General features: G+C 63.7%; 18 protein-coding genes. 11 read left to right on the top strand and 7 right to left on the bottom strand.

The window, feature by feature from the left end:
• The first annotated feature begins 134 nt into the window (after positions 1 to 134).
• Both RA26_RS17210 and RA26_RS17205 read left to right on the top strand, forming a co-directional pair.
• Positions 135 to 1,520, top strand: a complete 1,386-nt coding sequence (locus tag RA26_RS17210; RefSeq protein ID WP_039185698.1) for a DUF1800 domain-containing protein — start codon at positions 135 to 137, stop codon at positions 1,518 to 1,520.
• A 15-nt stretch (positions 1,521 to 1,535) separates the two neighbouring features.
• The gene (locus RA26_RS17205; RefSeq protein WP_039185696.1) at positions 1,536 to 2,753 is read left to right on the top strand and encodes a DUF1501 domain-containing protein; all 1,218 of its coding nucleotides are present in this window, start codon (positions 1,536 to 1,538) and stop codon (positions 2,751 to 2,753) included.
• A gap of 315 nt (positions 2,754 to 3,068) precedes the next feature.
• On the opposite strand, the gene RA26_RS23015 is transcribed toward RA26_RS17205, so the two are convergent.
• Positions 3,069 to 3,212, bottom strand: a complete 144-nt coding sequence (locus RA26_RS23015; RefSeq protein ID WP_193747634.1) for a hypothetical protein — start codon at positions 3,210 to 3,212, stop codon at positions 3,069 to 3,071.
• Between the two features lies 1 nt (position 3,213).
• On the bottom strand, positions 3,214 to 3,933 hold the full coding sequence (locus tag RA26_RS17200) for a response regulator (RefSeq protein ID WP_039185695.1): 720 nt from the start codon (positions 3,931 to 3,933) through the stop codon (positions 3,214 to 3,216).
• Positions 3,934 to 4,110: 177 nt separating this feature from the next.
• Here RA26_RS17200 and mce point away from each other — a divergent pair, with 177 nt between their 5' ends.
• Together mce and RA26_RS17190 are read left to right on the top strand one after the other, a co-directional pair.
• Positions 4,111 to 4,515 (top strand): methylmalonyl-CoA epimerase, encoded by a 405-nt coding sequence (gene mce, locus RA26_RS17195; protein WP_019296058.1) that lies wholly within the window; start codon positions 4,111 to 4,113, stop codon positions 4,513 to 4,515.
• Between the two features lie 56 nt (positions 4,516 to 4,571).
• A complete protein-coding gene (locus RA26_RS17190; RefSeq protein WP_039185692.1) occupies positions 4,572 to 4,847 on the top strand; it encodes a DUF1467 family protein in 276 nt (91 codons plus the stop codon).
• 319 nt (positions 4,848 to 5,166) lie between these two features.
• Here the strand turns inward: RA26_RS17190 and RA26_RS17185 are convergent, their stop codons facing one another.
• Both RA26_RS17185 and RA26_RS17180 read right to left on the bottom strand, forming a co-directional pair.
• Positions 5,167 to 5,856: an EI24 domain-containing protein gene (locus RA26_RS17185; RefSeq protein ID WP_039185691.1), complete on the bottom strand. Its 690-nt coding sequence runs from the start codon at positions 5,854 to 5,856 to the stop codon at positions 5,167 to 5,169.
• Positions 5,853 to 6,431 carry a nitroreductase family protein gene (locus RA26_RS17180; RefSeq protein ID WP_039185689.1) on the bottom strand — a complete coding sequence of 193 codons (579 nt, stop codon included), beginning with the start codon at positions 6,429 to 6,431 and terminating at the stop codon, positions 5,853 to 5,855. Before RA26_RS17180 ends, RA26_RS17185 begins: the two co-directional genes overlap by 4 nt.
• A 197-nt stretch (positions 6,432 to 6,628) precedes the next feature.
• Here RA26_RS17180 and RA26_RS17175 point away from each other — a divergent pair, with 197 nt between their 5' ends.
• A complete protein-coding gene (locus RA26_RS17175) occupies positions 6,629 to 6,910 on the top strand; it encodes a DUF167 domain-containing protein (protein ID WP_039185686.1) in 282 nt (93 codons plus the stop codon).
• Positions 6,911 to 6,928: 18 nt separating this feature from the next.
• Here the strand turns inward: RA26_RS17175 and RA26_RS17170 are convergent, their stop codons facing one another.
• Positions 6,929 to 7,165, bottom strand: a complete 237-nt coding sequence (locus RA26_RS17170; RefSeq protein ID WP_039185684.1) for a hypothetical protein — start codon at positions 7,163 to 7,165, stop codon at positions 6,929 to 6,931.
• 149 nt (positions 7,166 to 7,314) lie between these two features.
• Here RA26_RS17170 and RA26_RS17165 point away from each other — a divergent pair, with 149 nt between their 5' ends.
• The 5 genes from RA26_RS17165 to RA26_RS17145 all read left to right on the top strand — a co-directional run bounded on the left by RA26_RS17165 (position 7,315) and on the right by RA26_RS17145 (position 9,328).
• Positions 7,315 to 8,028 (top strand): M48 family metalloprotease, encoded by a 714-nt coding sequence (locus RA26_RS17165; RefSeq protein WP_039185682.1) that lies wholly within the window; start codon positions 7,315 to 7,317, stop codon positions 8,026 to 8,028.
• Positions 8,029 to 8,030: 2 nt separating this feature from the next.
• Positions 8,031 to 8,423, top strand: coding sequence for a YigZ family protein (locus RA26_RS17160; RefSeq protein WP_193747633.1), 393 nt, complete (start codon positions 8,031 to 8,033; stop codon positions 8,421 to 8,423).
• An 88-nt stretch (positions 8,424 to 8,511) separates the two neighbouring features.
• Positions 8,512 to 8,775, top strand: a complete 264-nt coding sequence (locus tag RA26_RS17155; RefSeq protein ID WP_039185680.1) for a DUF6455 family protein — start codon at positions 8,512 to 8,514, stop codon at positions 8,773 to 8,775.
• A gap of 14 nt (positions 8,776 to 8,789) precedes the next feature.
• Positions 8,790 to 9,050, top strand: coding sequence for a DUF6455 family protein (locus tag RA26_RS17150; protein WP_039185678.1), 261 nt, complete (start codon positions 8,790 to 8,792; stop codon positions 9,048 to 9,050).
• The gene (locus tag RA26_RS17145; RefSeq protein ID WP_039185676.1) at positions 9,047 to 9,328 is read left to right on the top strand and encodes a DUF6455 family protein; all 282 of its coding nucleotides are present in this window, start codon (positions 9,047 to 9,049) and stop codon (positions 9,326 to 9,328) included. Before RA26_RS17150 ends, RA26_RS17145 begins: the two co-directional genes overlap by 4 nt.
• A gap of 2 nt (positions 9,329 to 9,330) precedes the next feature.
• On the opposite strand, the gene RA26_RS17140 is transcribed toward RA26_RS17145, so the two are convergent.
• Positions 9,331 to 9,573, bottom strand: a complete 243-nt coding sequence (locus tag RA26_RS17140; protein ID WP_039185674.1) for a CDGSH iron-sulfur domain-containing protein — start codon at positions 9,571 to 9,573, stop codon at positions 9,331 to 9,333.
• A gap of 198 nt (positions 9,574 to 9,771) precedes the next feature.
• Between RA26_RS17140 and RA26_RS17135 the strand changes: the two genes are divergently transcribed.
• On the top strand, positions 9,772 to 11,124 hold the full coding sequence (locus RA26_RS17135) for a hypothetical protein (RefSeq protein ID WP_241482676.1): 1,353 nt from the start codon (positions 9,772 to 9,774) through the stop codon (positions 11,122 to 11,124).
• 19 nt (positions 11,125 to 11,143) lie between these two features.
• Here RA26_RS17135 and rimO read toward each other — a convergent pair whose 3' ends face one another.
• The gene (gene rimO, locus RA26_RS17130) at positions 11,144 to 12,562 is read right to left on the bottom strand and encodes a 30S ribosomal protein S12 methylthiotransferase RimO (protein WP_039185672.1); all 1,419 of its coding nucleotides are present in this window, start codon (positions 12,560 to 12,562) and stop codon (positions 11,144 to 11,146) included.
• Between the last annotated feature and the right edge of the window lie 269 nt (positions 12,563 to 12,831).

Here is a 12,831-nt window from a genome sequence, read left to right as displayed (position 1 = left end):
CGGCTCCAGGGAAAGACGCAGGGCAAACGGCGGAGAACGCGGAAACTTGCGTAACATTTGAAATTCACCTGTGGACCGGGGCGGCGTTGCTCTAACCTGCGGGCAGGCAGGGGATCCAGGGAGAGAGCAGGGCAATGCGGTTTGACAGTGAACTGGCTGAGATCCGCTTTGGTGCCGGACTGTCGCCGCTGCTTCAGCCGCCGGAGTCGGCAGGGGATATGCTGGAGCGACTTAAGGGGGAGGATGAGGCCGCGCGGGTCTTTCCGGTGCCCCGTTTCGATGAGGCGATTGCCGGGGCCCGGACCTTCTGGCAGCTGAAGAAAGAGCGCAGTCAGCAGGAAGGCAAGCCCGGATACAAGGCCGCCGACAAGGCCTTCACGGACTTCCGGAGGGCACGCAATCACGCCCGCATCGGATGGCACGGCCAGCACCTGCTGCGCCATGTCCACACCCGAGACGGTTTTCGCGAGAGGCTGGTGTTGTTCTGGGCCGATCATTTCACGGCGCAAGGCAAGAACGCCGCTTTACGGGTTATGGCGGCACCCTATGCGGAAACCGTGGTCCGGCCGCATCTGGCGGGCCGGTTCGAGGATTTGCTGATCGCGGCCGTCACCAGCCCACTGATGCTGCACTATCTGGATCAGAGAAACTCTGCCGGCCCGGCCAGCTGGGCTGCGAAGCGGCGCAAGCGGCTGGCGGGGCTGAATGAGAACCTGGCGCGTGAGGTGCTGGAATTGCACACGCTGGGGGTGGACGGTCCTTACAGCCAGACCGATGTGCGCCAGCTGGCTGAACTGTTCACCGGGCTTTCCTTCAATGCCAAGGATGGGTTCATGTTCCGGCCCGGGATGGCGGAGCCGGGCGCTGAGACGGTGCTGGAAAAGGCATACGGCGGCGGCAAGCCGGAACTGGGGCAGGTTCTGTCAGCCCTGCGTGATCTGGCCCGCCATCCCGCGACTGCGCGCCATATCGCCCGGAAACTGGCGGTGTATTTCACCGCTGACGTTCCGGATCCCGAATTGGTGGATCACATGGCAGCGCGGTATCAGGCCAGCGACGGCGGCCTGATGCAGGTCTATGCAGCGCTTCTTGAGCATCCGGCGGCCTGGGTGCCGGAGCTGCGCAATGTGAAGCCGCCGTTTGATTTTCTTGCCTCCGCCTGCCGGGCGTTGGCGGTGCCGCAGGCCCGGGTTGCACGCCTGAAGCCGGGGAAGCTGAACCGCTTGCTGCTGGCGCCGCTGACGCCGATGGGACAGCGCTGGGAGTTTTCCAGCGGGCCGGATGGCTGGTCCGAAGCGGACACCGCCTGGATCACCCCGCAGGCCCTGGCCGCGCGGTTGCGATGGACGATGGCGGCGCCGCGGCAGTTGCTGCAAGACCTGCCGGACCCGCGGGAATTTGCGGAGGCTGCCTTGGGGACATATGCCAATGAGCGCGTCCGTTTTGCGGCCCGCGCTGCCGAAACACGAACCGAAGGGGTCGGACTGATCCTGTCCTCTCCCGCTTTTCAGCGCCGCTGACAGGAGGCCATTGTGATGAACCTGACCCGACGCTCGCTGCTGACCCGCTCCGCCGCGCTGGGCTGTTCGCTGGCGGCCAGCCCGCTGCTGACCCCGGTCACCCTAGCCGCTGCGCCTTGGGACACACGGCTAGTGGTTATCATCCTGCGCGGCGGCATGGATGCGCTGGATGTGGTGCAGCCCTATGGCGACCCGGACTATGCTGGGCTGCGGCAGAGCCTGGCAGGCGGCCCGGATGCGGGGTCGGCGGATCTGGACGGGTTCTATGCCCTGCACCCGGGGCTGGCGCCGCTGCTGCCGCTGTGGCGCGCGGGGCAGCTGGGGTTCGTGCAGGCGGTCTCCACGCCCTACCGCGACCGGCGCAGCCATTTCGACGGCCAGGATTTGCTGGAAGCAGGCACTGCCGGGCCGGGGCAGGCTGAGGGGGGCTGGCTGAACCGGCTGCTGCAGCTGATTCCGGGGGTCGAAGCGCGCACCGCCTTTGCGATCGGCCAGGAGCGGATGCTGCTGATGGAGGGCGGCGCGCCGGTATCGCAATGGGCGCCGGGCGCCGGGCTGATGTTGAGCCCGCAGGCGGAGCGGCTGGCGGGTCTGCTGATGGAGGAGGACCCGCTGTTCCACGCCGCGCTGAACGAGGCGCTGGAGTTGACCCGGCAGGATCTCTCTTTTGGTGCCGGGGGCGGCGGCAGCGATGCCGATGACATGATGATGTCCATGATGACTGCTCCAAAAGGCAAGGCACACACCGAAGTCGCCGCTTATGCGGCGCAACAGCTGCGCGGCGATAGCCGGATTGCGGCGTTTTCCATCAACGGCTGGGATACCCATCATCGTCAGGCCAATGGCCTGAAAAACGCGCTGGGGCGGCTGTCAGAAAGCGTTCTGACCCTGCAGTCCGGCCTGGGGCCGGAGGTCTGGGGCAAGACGGCAGTCGCTGCAGTGACTGAATTCGGCCGCACCGTGCGTGAGAACGGCACCGGCGGCACCGACCATGGCACCGGCGGCGCGATGCTGCTGGCAGGCGGTGCCATCCGCGGCGGGCGGGTGCTGGGGCGCTGGCCGGGGCTGGCGGAGGCGGATCTCTATGACCGCCGAGATCTGATGCCAACCGCGGATGTGCGCAGTTCCCTTGCCTGGCTGCTGCATGGGCTGACCGGTGCAGGGCGGAGCGGGCTTGAAACTGATGTGTTTCCCGGGCTGGACATGGGCAGCAACCCTGGGATGTTGCTGTAGAGCCCTGGTATCAAAGGTGCTAAGCCGGGGCAGGCGGCGGCTCCCGCCGGTTCGGCCCCGTTCAGGGAACGGTCCGTCCTGTTGGGCCCGGCACCGCCTTACAGGCGGTGCCGGGCCCAAGGCCGCCAAGCGGCACGACGCGATCCGTGCGGCTGCGGGCGCGGGAGAGTTGCGGGAAAGGCGGGGCGAGGAGGGGGCGCAGACTGATCCTTCCGGACCGTTGCGCTGTTTGCAGAATGGCGCTGAAGGATCCTGCTGGCAGCGGGTTTTCGTATTGCAGCCTGCAGACGCGGCAGCAGTTGGTTCTGTCCGGGCTTAACGTCCGCGCGGCTGCAGGATCAGGGCATGGCCGCGGGCTGTGCGGGAACGGTTGCGGCGGATGGCGCGGGCTTCCAGGCGGAGCTGGCCGTAGAGCACGATGACCAGCGTGGTGAGGGCGAGCAGGCAGGCTTCCAGCATATCAGATCGCCGCGCGGCGCTGCAGCCGCTCCTGCACCAATCCGGCAAGCGTGGCGGCGTCCTGGGTTAGCGGTTTGCCCTTCTGACGTGAGCGGGCCAGCCGGTCGGCAGCATCGGCCAGCGGCCGGTCGCCGGCGCTGCGGGCAACGCCGCCCACGAACTGCGCCAGGTAGGCCAAGGTCTTTTCCTCCTGCCCCATGTTCAGAACATCAGCGGCATGGGCCATGTCGTCGCGGAAAGCAATCAGGTCCGGTTCCACGGTTTCATCGCTGAGCGCGCGCGGGCCGGAAGGCTGGCGATCGGCGGGCATGCTGGAAAGCACCGCCTGCTGGAAAGCGGCCAGCGAGGTGATCGGCTTTTCCAGGAAACCTGCAGCGCCGGCCTCAATCGCGGTCTCCGACAGGCTGGAATCGCCGGAAGTGGCGAGGATCACGCTGGGGCGCGGGCTGGCGTCCGCGAGTTCGCGGATCAGGTCAAGGCCGGAGCCGTCCGGCAGCCCGACATCGGCGATCAGTACCGAGGGCCGGTAGACCTGAAGGTGGCGGCGGGCGGACTTCAAGCAATCGGCGCGCCGGATCCGGGCACCGCTGCGCAGGCACAGAAGGCGAAGCGCCTCGCAGGCAAAGCGGCTGTCTTCCACCACCAGGATGGTCAGCCCCAGAAGCGGGCGGCGGGTGGTGGGCAGGCGCTGGGCAGCAGCAAACAGTTCCGAATCGTCCATGACATATGCTCCTTGCGGGATATGATCCGACGCTAGGGAATCGAGGCTAATTACTCGTTAACGCCGCGCGCGCCGGTGCCCGCAGGCACCTGCCGTGCGGATTGGCGCACTTGCCGCGGCGCAGCATCCGGCCCATAACCGGAGCCGAGGAATTTCTGTGAGAGGAGCACGAAAGAGATGATCGGCCGACTGAACCATGTTGCCATTGCTGTCCCCGACCTGGAGGCTGCATCCGCGCAGTACCGCAACGCGCTGGGGGCCAAGGTGGGCGACCCGCAGGATGAGCCGGATCACGGCGTCACCGTGGTGTTCATCGAACTGCCCAACACCAAGATCGAGCTGTTGTATCCGCTGGGAGAGAACTCCCCCATCAACGGCTTTCTGGAGAAGAACCCGGCCGGCGGCATCCACCATGTCTGCTATGAGGTCGAGGACATCCTGGCGGCCCGCGACCACCTGCAGGCCGAAGGCGCGCGGGTGCTGGGCTCTGGCGAGCCGAAAATCGGGGCCCATGGTAAGCCGGTTCTGTTCCTGCACCCCAAGGATTTCAACGGCTGCCTGGTGGAACTCGAAGAAGTTTGACGCTATGAGCACCCTGTCCCGGCTGCGGGACAGGGCAATTCCGGGAGGCCAGACAGATGGGCATTACATCCGCAATCGTGCTTTATGCGGTGATCTGGTTCATGACCTTTCTGGTGATCATCCCGATCCGGCTGGAGACCCAGGGCGACAAGGGCGAAGTGGTGCCCGGCACCCATGCAGGCGCCCCGGAAAAGCACTTCCTGAAGCAGAAGGCCTGGATCACCACCGGCGTCGCCGCAGTTCTGTGGGCTGTCGTCTGCGCGATCATCATCTCCGGCGTGATCTCGGTGCATGATTTCGACTGGATGGGGATGCTGCCGGAACGGCAGTGATCTGCGCCAGCATCTGATAAGCGAAACAGCAGAATCTCCCGCCTGATCCGGGGAAGTATTGCCATGCCTCGGGACCGGTTGGGCGTGGCGCCGCGCGGCTGCGCGGCGCGGTTGCGGCCAGCCCGGCGGGCTGGAGCGGGCCGGGGTGCCAATAGGCAGTCAGAAGCAATTTGCTGAGAAGCGCTTTAAGTGCAGTCCTGCACTTAAAGACTCCAGTTCGAGTGTACTCAGGCCTCCGCCGCGTCAAGGCTGAACCGCGCGTGCCGCGCGGCGGCTTAGGCCGGCCTTGACCCGGCGCAGGCCGGAGCGCGCCGCCGGCTTATCTGCGCGCCAGCGCGTGGTAGATATGGGTGAAGGTGGCGGCGCCCAGGATCGGGATTACCAGGTTCACCAGCGGCACCGACAGCGGCACCGCCATCAGCGTGCCCGCAGCCCAGATGGTGGTGGAGTGGCGTCGGCGCAGTTTCTTGGCCTCAGCCGTGCCGACGCGGCGCGCGGCAGCAAGGGTGAAGTATTCCCGGCCCAAGAGGAAGCCATTGAGACCCCAGAAGATGAACAGCGCCGCGGGCGGGAACATCACATAAAGGAACAGCGCCAGGATGTTGGCCGCGATCAGCAGGCCGAGGAAGTTCACCGTGTCCTTGACCGCGTCCCAGAACGGCACCTTGGCCGCCGGGGGCAGAGCCGGGTAGTGTTTGTCTTCCACCGCCTGAGCAACTTCGTCCAGGAACATCGAGGTGAAGGCCGAAGCCACCGGGATCATCAGGAACACAGATAACAGCAGTACCAGGAAAACCGAGCCGACGGACAGAATGTCGTCCAGCCAAGTGACTTCCCCCAGGAGCGGCAAGGCTGCCTCCGGCCCCACCAGCCACTGCACCAGCAGATAGAAACCCACACAGGCCGCGATCAGCAGGGCAATGGTCAGCCCCAGCCCCAGAAACAGCACCTTGCGGAAGCGCGGGTCGCCGGTCTGGCCGAGGGTCTTAAAAAAGGCGGTAAAGATCATGCGCTCATCCAGGTTGTGATTGCGTCGAGGTCGGGGCGCGGGCGCTCCGGCGGGGCAGAGCTTTCGGTGGCGATGTGGATGATGCCGGCGATGCGTTCATTGTCCGCCAGGCCAAACGCAGCTTTGCAGAAGCCACGGTCATGGCTTGCCCAGCCGGTCAGCCAGTTGGCGCCCCAGCCGGCGGCCAGCGCAGCGTTCAGCAGCGCCAGGCAGACGGCGCCGGCGGAATAGGTCTGCTCAATGGCGGGCACCTTGGGGCTGTCCTTTTGCACCTCAACCACCACCACGGCGAGCTGGCCCTGGTCGAACTGGCTGCGGCCCTTGGCGGTATCCTCCGGGCTTTTTTCGAGGCGCTGGCCGGTCTCTTCGGTCAGCTCCGCCAGCCGCGCCATCGCGGGCTGCTCCACCACGACAAAGCGCCAGGGCTCCAGCTTGCCGTGATCGGGGGAGCGGGCGGCGGCGGTCAGGATCGGCAGCAGCTCCTCGCGCGTGGGGGCGGGCGCCACCAGCGTCTTGGCCGGGCGGGAGCGGCGCGACAGAAGAAATTCAAGGGCTGCGTCATTGCGTGCAGGCATATGTGAAACCTTTTTACATCTGTTGCTGCCTATCTCGGCAGCTGGGGGCGTTTTTTCAAGAGCCAATGGGCCTTGCGTGCCATCTGTGCCGGAAATGCAGCAGGCGGCGGGGCTTGGGTTTCGCTGTGCGGGTGATAGCTGCGGGAGGATGGCAAAGTCTATGGCTTTTGCCGACTGCACAGGGCATGTGTTGCTGCATGGGGAAGCCAAGAAAGAAAGACCTGCCGGATCTGAGCCATTTGTGCGTTCCGGGCGCGGAGATTGCGGTGCGCGCCACGCCCAAGGCGGCGCGCAATACAATCGTGCAAGCAGAGGGCGCGCTGAAGGTCTCTGTCACCGCGGCGCCGGAGAACGGCAAGGCGACTGAAGCTATACGCAGCCTGCTGGCCACGGCGATGGGGACGGCGGCGTCGAACCTGGAATTGCGCCGGGGCGCAACCTCCCGGGACAAGGTGTTTGCCTATACCGGGCCGGCCTGAGAGACAGGGTCCTGAGCGCTAGTCTTCGCCAACCAGGCGGTAGACGCCTTCGGGCAGGTCAAGGGCTGCGGCGAGATCCCGCACCTGCAGGTGCGAGAGGGTGATCTTCTGTACGCTGTCGGTGCGCGGGTCGTATTGCTCAACCGTGACGCATTCGGCAAAGGAATTGATGGTCACATCCTCGTTGAGCGGAACGCCGTTCTCGTCAACAAGGGTGATGACCGTCGAGTCGAATTCATGTTCGATGGTAAACATGCCCCCAGCCTGCACCGCGCACCGCCTGCTGGCAAGGCCTTGCAAATGCACATGATCATACCAATGTAACGGCGAACTTCCGCCGCCGGGCAATTGCCTTCCCCAAGGCTTGCGCGGTACGGTGCGGACGAATTGCAATAGGATGTGCCATGCGCCGTTTTCTGTGTCTCATCGCCCTGACTGCCAGCGCCTGCAACATGGTGGTGGAACCCGCGCCCCAGCCTGTCCGGACCGCACCGCAGCAGCCGGTGCAGGGGCTGGCGCCAGGTGAGGCAAGCAGTGCCTTTGCCGCGGTCACCCGCCGGGTGGAGCCGGTGGCGGAGCGCGAATGCCGCAGCCGCACTCAGGGCTTGAACTGCGATTTCCTGATCCGCATCGACCCGAACCCGAACGCAGCCCCAAACGCCTACCAAAGCCTGGACCGCAACGGCCGCCCGGTGATCACCTTCACCCGGCGGATGCTGGGGCAGATCGCCAACCATGATGAGCTGGCCTTTGTGATGTCGCATGAAGCCGCCCACCACATCCGCGGCCACCTGGCGCGGCAGGCGCAGAACTCGGCTCTGGTCAGCGTTGGCGCCGGGCTGATCACCGCGCTGGCGGGGGGCGGGTCTGCCAGCGTGTCAACCGCGCAGGATATCGGCGGCTTTGTCGGCGCCCGCACCTATTCCAAGGATTTTGAGCTGGAGGCGGATGAGCTGGGCACCATCATCACCCACAAGTCCGGCTACCGGCCCAGCGTCGGCGTGCGCTTCTTCAACCGCTTGCCGGATCCGGGCGATCGCTTCCTGGGCACCCACCCGGCCAACCCGGACCGGGTGCGGGTGGTGCAGGCGACCATCGACCGCAACAACCTGAACTGACCGTGGCTGCCAGGGACACCTCCGCCCCCGCGCTGGAAAAGCTCGGCGTGGTGCTGACTGACCGCGGCTCCAAATACGCGGTCACCAGCGCGCAGGTGGCCTCGCGCGAGGAGGTGGATGCGGTGCTGGCGGAGCTGAAGTCTGAGCGCGCCTACGCCAAGGCGACCCACAACACCTGGGCGGCAATGCTGCCCACCGGCGGGCTTAAGGCCGACGACGGCGAAAGCGGCGCAGGCATGGTGATTCTGCGGATGCTGGAGCGGGAAGGGATCACCGATCACGTCATTATCGTCACCCGCTGGTACGGCGGCAAAAAACTGGGCGGTGACCGTTTCCGCCGGGTGCAGGACGCGGTGCGCGCCTATCTGGACCACCGGGGCGGGAATCCGGCCTGAAATTTCCCGCTGGTTGACCTGAGTCAAATCCCGCGCCGCCGCCAGCGGCTAAGCTGCCCCGGCAATGCATGATTACGGGGTATGCGCGATGACCGCCGAAGCTGACCTGAAAACCCACGCCGAACTGTTCGACCGGATGGCCTGCTCCGTCGGGCTGGACCTGGAGGAAGAGGCCGTGGCCGGCACCCTGCGTTTTGACGAGATTGCCGAGGCGGTGCTGCGCTGCACCCGCTGCGGCGGCGTCGGCGCCTGCCGCAAATGGCTGGCAGAGGGCCAGCGCCCGGGCGCTGATGCCCCGGATTTCTGCCGCAACCGCGACCTGCTCGGCTATCTGAACGAAAGCCACGCGTAACAGGAGCTGATGCCATGCAGCCGCTGGGCGATCCCCTTTACCATCTGCGCCTGATGTCCCGGATGGGCCAGGCCACGGGCGTTGACCTGTCCGCCGCCTTTGCCTCAGGCGCCATCAGCCACGAGGACTGGGCGGCAATGATCACCCGCTGCCGCGGCTGCGATGCGCCCGCACAGTGCGAGGCCTTTCTGGATGCCAATACCCGCGCCGGTGCGCCGATGCCCGGCTGCCGCAATGCGGACCAGCTGATGCAGCTGAAGGGCCGCGGCGCATGAAAGACATGGCAGCGGAGGCAGAGGGCCTTGGCAATATCTTCCGCCACCTGTGGCTGTTGCGCGCCGTGTCAGAGGCCGCAGGCGTCGATCTGGACGCGGCGGTGAAGGCAGGCCGCCTCAGCGGTCTGGATTATGCCCGCATGGTCACCAGCTGCCGCAGCGCCGGGTGCAGCAAGTCCTGCGCCCTGTGGCTGTCCGCCCGCCGCGATGACGCGCCCGCGGTGCCGGAGTTCTGCCCCAGCGCCGGTGTCTTCAAGCGGCTGATGTCCGGTTCCTGACCCTAAAGCTTGGAATGGCTGCCGTCGCAGAGCGGCTTCTTGCCCGAGTGCTTGCAGCCGCAGAAGAACACTTTGCCGTCCTTCTCCGCCTTATACTTCACCGGCTCGAAATCCGTGCCCTTGTGCGAGCCATCGCAGAACGGCTGCCGATTGGACTTGCCGCAGGCGCACCAGAAATAGGTCTTTCCCTCTGTCACCTCGACGGGGAAGGGGGCTTTCTGGGCGATTTCCGGAGTGTCTGTCATGGCTGGGCGCTCTCCCTGGCTGGTTGCGGTTTGGGGAGAGCGTAGCAGACAGGGAGCGAAATGTTAGCTGGTAGACTTTGTCCATAATGGTCCGTGCTGCCTAAACCTTTGCAATGTCTTATAAGTTGTGCAAAATCATTCTAAGATTGTATATTCATAGGAATTTACTGAATTTGCGAGAGGGGCTTGGAGGGCATCATGGACAGACCAGAATATCTAAAACAGGGGGAGCCTGCGCGCCTTTTCCCGGTGTTGTCCAACAACTCCAAAGAGGGACGGACGACGTCAATTCTTTTGGCGTGCCTTTCCAAAGTTGAGGAACTTGCATCAGAGTTGTTAGCGTCTTTGGGGCAACGAACCGGGAAGCGAACAACCGTGGAGACATTCACGGAGGTAGTCTTTGACGGTCAGAAAGAGGGAGGCAAAGATCGCCCTGACGGGCTGATTGTCGTGAGAAACGGCTCTCGAGAATGGCGCGCCATGGTGGAGGCCAAGATTGGCAATAATCCCCTGACTGCAGAGCAAATAGAAAAATACCGCAGCCTGGCAAAGGACAACGGGATTGATTGCGTCATTACAATTTCCAACCAGTTTGCGACATTGCCCGCCAGCCATCCGCTTGAGGATGTCCGTAGAAGCCGCTCAAAGGTCCCGGTTTTCCACTGGTCATGGATGTTCGTCCTGACAACGGTTGACTTACTGATCAGCAACGACGGTGTTGCCGACGACGATCAGCGTGTGTTGCTGAATGAATTGAGGCGCTTCTTAACTCATGAAAGCGCAGGTATTCGCGGTTTCGACCGCATGCCGCCAGAATGGAGCGAACTGAACAAGCTTGTTTCAGCAGGAGGCAAGATACTTGCCAAGTCTTCAGAAGCGATTGCGGTATTGGATGCTTGGCATCAGGAAACTAAAGATCTGTCATTAATCTTGAGCAGACAGACGGAAACAAGCGTAAGAGAGCGTTTGAATCGGAAACACGCAAAGAATCCAGCCGACCGGCACAAAGATGAACTGAACCAACTAAGGGAAGATCACCAACTGCAAGTCAGCTTTGAAATACCAGATGCTGCGGCAAATTTGGAGGTCGTGGCGGATTTAAATCGCCGGACGATTGAAGCAGGGATGACGCTCAGAGCACCCGAAGACAAGAAGTCTTCTAAGGCAAGATTGAATTGGCTGCTTCGCCAATTGAAGAGCGAAGTCAGTGATGATCTCTTTGTTCGAATGACTTGGCCCGGCCGCAGTGAAGACACTCAATTCTCTCTGTTGGAATTGATTGCTGACCCTGATCTCTGTGAGAAGGACAAAAACGGGCTCCAAGTTGTCAGTTTTCATATCTATGTGGCAAAGCGGTTGGGGGTAAAATTCACTCAGCAAACGAACTTTATTGCGGAGCTTGAGGAGATCGTTCCAAAGTTCTATCGCGAGATTGGCCAGGATCTTTCTTCTTGGAGGAAACCTGCACCAAGAATCCGAGAGCCACAGACGGATGCCAGTGTCCAATCTATTGAAGAGGAAGCTGAGGTAGAGGCACTGCGGGCGCAGTGAAAATGCTGCGCGTTGTGCCTTAGGCGGTCCTAACGCCCCACAAGTCATACTCTCCCGCCTCGTCCACCTCGACCGTCACCAGATCACCGGCCTGCAACCCGTCCGTTACCTCGTCAATGAACAGGTTGCCGTCGATCTCCGGCGCATCCGATTTGGTGCGGCAGGTGGCGATGCCGTCTTCGTCAATGTCGTCGACGATAACCTGCATCGTCTGGCCGACCTTCGCCGCCAGCTTGGCCTCTGAGATCGCCTGCGCCTTCTCCATGAAGCGTTCCCAGCGCTCCTGCTTCACCTCTTCCGGCACATGGTCCGGCAGGTCGTTGGAGCGCGCGCCGTCGACGTTTTCGTATTTAAAACAACCCACCCGGTCCAGCTGCGCCTCATCCATCCAGTCAAGCAGATGCTGGAACTCAGCCTCGGTCTCGCCGGGGAAGCCGACGATGAAGGTGGAGCGCAGGGTGATATCCGGGCAGGTGGCGCGCCAGGCGTTGATCTCGTCCAGCGTCTTGGCTGCCGCGGCGGGGCGGGCCATGCGGCGCAGCACATCCGGGTGGGCATGCTGGAAGGGGATGTCCAGATAGGGCAGCAGCGCGTTCTCCGGGTCCGCCATCAGCGGGATCAGCTCACGCACATGCGGGTAGGGGTAGACATAGTGCAGCCGCACCCACAGATCCTCCGCCGGGGCCAGCTTACCCAGCTCTCGGGAGAGGTCGAGGACATGGCTGCGCACGTCGGCGCCCTTCCAGGGATGCGTGGAATACTTGCGGTCCAGCCCGTAGGCGGAGGTGTCCTGCGAAATCACCAAGAGTTCGCGCACCCCGGCCTCAACCAGTTTCTCCGCCTCGCGCAGCACCGCGTGCACCGGGCGCGACGCCAGCTTGCCGCGCATGTCCGGGATGATGCAGAACTTGCACTTGTGGTTGCAGCCCTCTGAAATCTTTAGGTAACTGAAGTGGCGGGGGGTGAGTTTTACACCCGCTGCGGGCAGCAGGTCCACGTAAGGGTTCGGGCTGGGTGGCACCGCGGAATGCACCGCGTCCAGCACCTGCTCATACTGGTGCGGGCCGGTGACGGCGTGGATGCGCGGGTGATGCTCGCGGATGTAATCCGGCTCGGCGCCCAGGCAGCCGGTCACGATCACCTTGCCGTTTTCCTTCAGCGCTTCACCGATCGCCTCCAGGCTCTCTGCCTTGGCGCTGTCGAGGAAGCCGCAGGTGTTGACGATCACTGCATCAGCCCCGGCGTAGTCGGGCGAGATGCCGTACCCTTCGGCGCGCAGCCGGGTCAGGATCCGCTCGCTGTCCACCAGCGCCTTGGGGCAGCCGAGCGACACCATGCCAAGGGTCGGCTGGCCGTCACGGGGTGCCTCACGGAACTGCGGTTCCGGGGCAAGGTCGGGGCGGAGGCTGGGCGGGTTGCTGGACGGGGAACTGGTCATGCGCGCGCATATATCAGGAATGCGGCAGGAGGCAAGGAAAAGGGGGTGTCCTGCGTGCACCCCCTGTACACCCCCTGTGCACCGGGGAAGTGCATTTTCGCCGCCTGTACCGCGGTCCATTGCGGGCAGGTGTGGGAGCAATCAACACTTGTTATGCGACGCTAGGCACAACTTCAGGAGTTTCACGCATAGAGGAAGAAATGCCACAGGCAAGCAATCTTAAGCATACACAATTGACCAGGGCGCGGACCTGTGAAACCAGCGCAAAA

Source organism: Leisingera sp. ANG-M7 (assembly GCF_000813965.1).
In the GTDB taxonomy this organism is placed as follows: Bacteria; Pseudomonadota; Alphaproteobacteria; order Rhodobacterales; family Rhodobacteraceae; genus Leisingera.
Note: the sequence above shows the minus strand (reverse complement) of the source record. Positions and strands in the feature narration are given on the sequence as shown.

What these genes read in the sequence shown, in the direction of transcription:
- RA26_RS17210 (WP_039185698.1), top strand. Translation starts at nt 135, where the DNA reads ATGCGGTTTGACAGTGAACTGGCTGAGATCCGCTTTGGTGCCGGACTG.
- RA26_RS17205 (WP_039185696.1), top strand. Translation starts at nt 1,536, where the DNA reads ATGAACCTGACCCGACGCTCGCTGCTGACCCGCTCCGCCGCGCTGGGC.
- RA26_RS23015 (WP_193747634.1), bottom strand. Translation starts at nt 3,212, where the DNA reads ATGCTGGAAGCCTGCCTGCTCGCCCTCACCACGCTGGTCATCGTGCTC.
- RA26_RS17200 (WP_039185695.1), bottom strand. Translation starts at nt 3,933, where the DNA reads ATGGACGATTCGGAACTGTTTGCTGCTGCCCAGCGCCTGCCCACCACC.
- mce (WP_019296058.1), top strand. Translation starts at nt 4,111, where the DNA reads ATGATCGGCCGACTGAACCATGTTGCCATTGCTGTCCCCGACCTGGAG.
- RA26_RS17190 (WP_039185692.1), top strand. Translation starts at nt 4,572, where the DNA reads ATGGGCATTACATCCGCAATCGTGCTTTATGCGGTGATCTGGTTCATG.
- RA26_RS17185 (WP_039185691.1), bottom strand. Translation starts at nt 5,856, where the DNA reads ATGATCTTTACCGCCTTTTTTAAGACCCTCGGCCAGACCGGCGACCCG.
- RA26_RS17180 (WP_039185689.1), bottom strand. Translation starts at nt 6,431, where the DNA reads ATGCCTGCACGCAATGACGCAGCCCTTGAATTTCTTCTGTCGCGCCGC.
- RA26_RS17175 (WP_039185686.1), top strand. Translation starts at nt 6,629, where the DNA reads ATGGGGAAGCCAAGAAAGAAAGACCTGCCGGATCTGAGCCATTTGTGC.
- RA26_RS17170 (WP_039185684.1), bottom strand. Translation starts at nt 7,165, where the DNA reads ATGTTTACCATCGAACATGAATTCGACTCGACGGTCATCACCCTTGTT.
- RA26_RS17165 (WP_039185682.1), top strand. Translation starts at nt 7,315, where the DNA reads ATGCGCCGTTTTCTGTGTCTCATCGCCCTGACTGCCAGCGCCTGCAAC.
- RA26_RS17155 (WP_039185680.1), top strand. Translation starts at nt 8,512, where the DNA reads ATGACCGCCGAAGCTGACCTGAAAACCCACGCCGAACTGTTCGACCGG.
- RA26_RS17150 (WP_039185678.1), top strand. Translation starts at nt 8,790, where the DNA reads ATGCAGCCGCTGGGCGATCCCCTTTACCATCTGCGCCTGATGTCCCGG.
- RA26_RS17145 (WP_039185676.1), top strand. Translation starts at nt 9,047, where the DNA reads ATGAAAGACATGGCAGCGGAGGCAGAGGGCCTTGGCAATATCTTCCGC.
- RA26_RS17140 (WP_039185674.1), bottom strand. Translation starts at nt 9,573, where the DNA reads ATGACAGACACTCCGGAAATCGCCCAGAAAGCCCCCTTCCCCGTCGAG.
- RA26_RS17135 (WP_241482676.1), top strand. Translation starts at nt 9,772, where the DNA reads ATGGACAGACCAGAATATCTAAAACAGGGGGAGCCTGCGCGCCTTTTC.
- rimO (WP_039185672.1), bottom strand. Translation starts at nt 12,562, where the DNA reads ATGACCAGTTCCCCGTCCAGCAACCCGCCCAGCCTCCGCCCCGACCTT.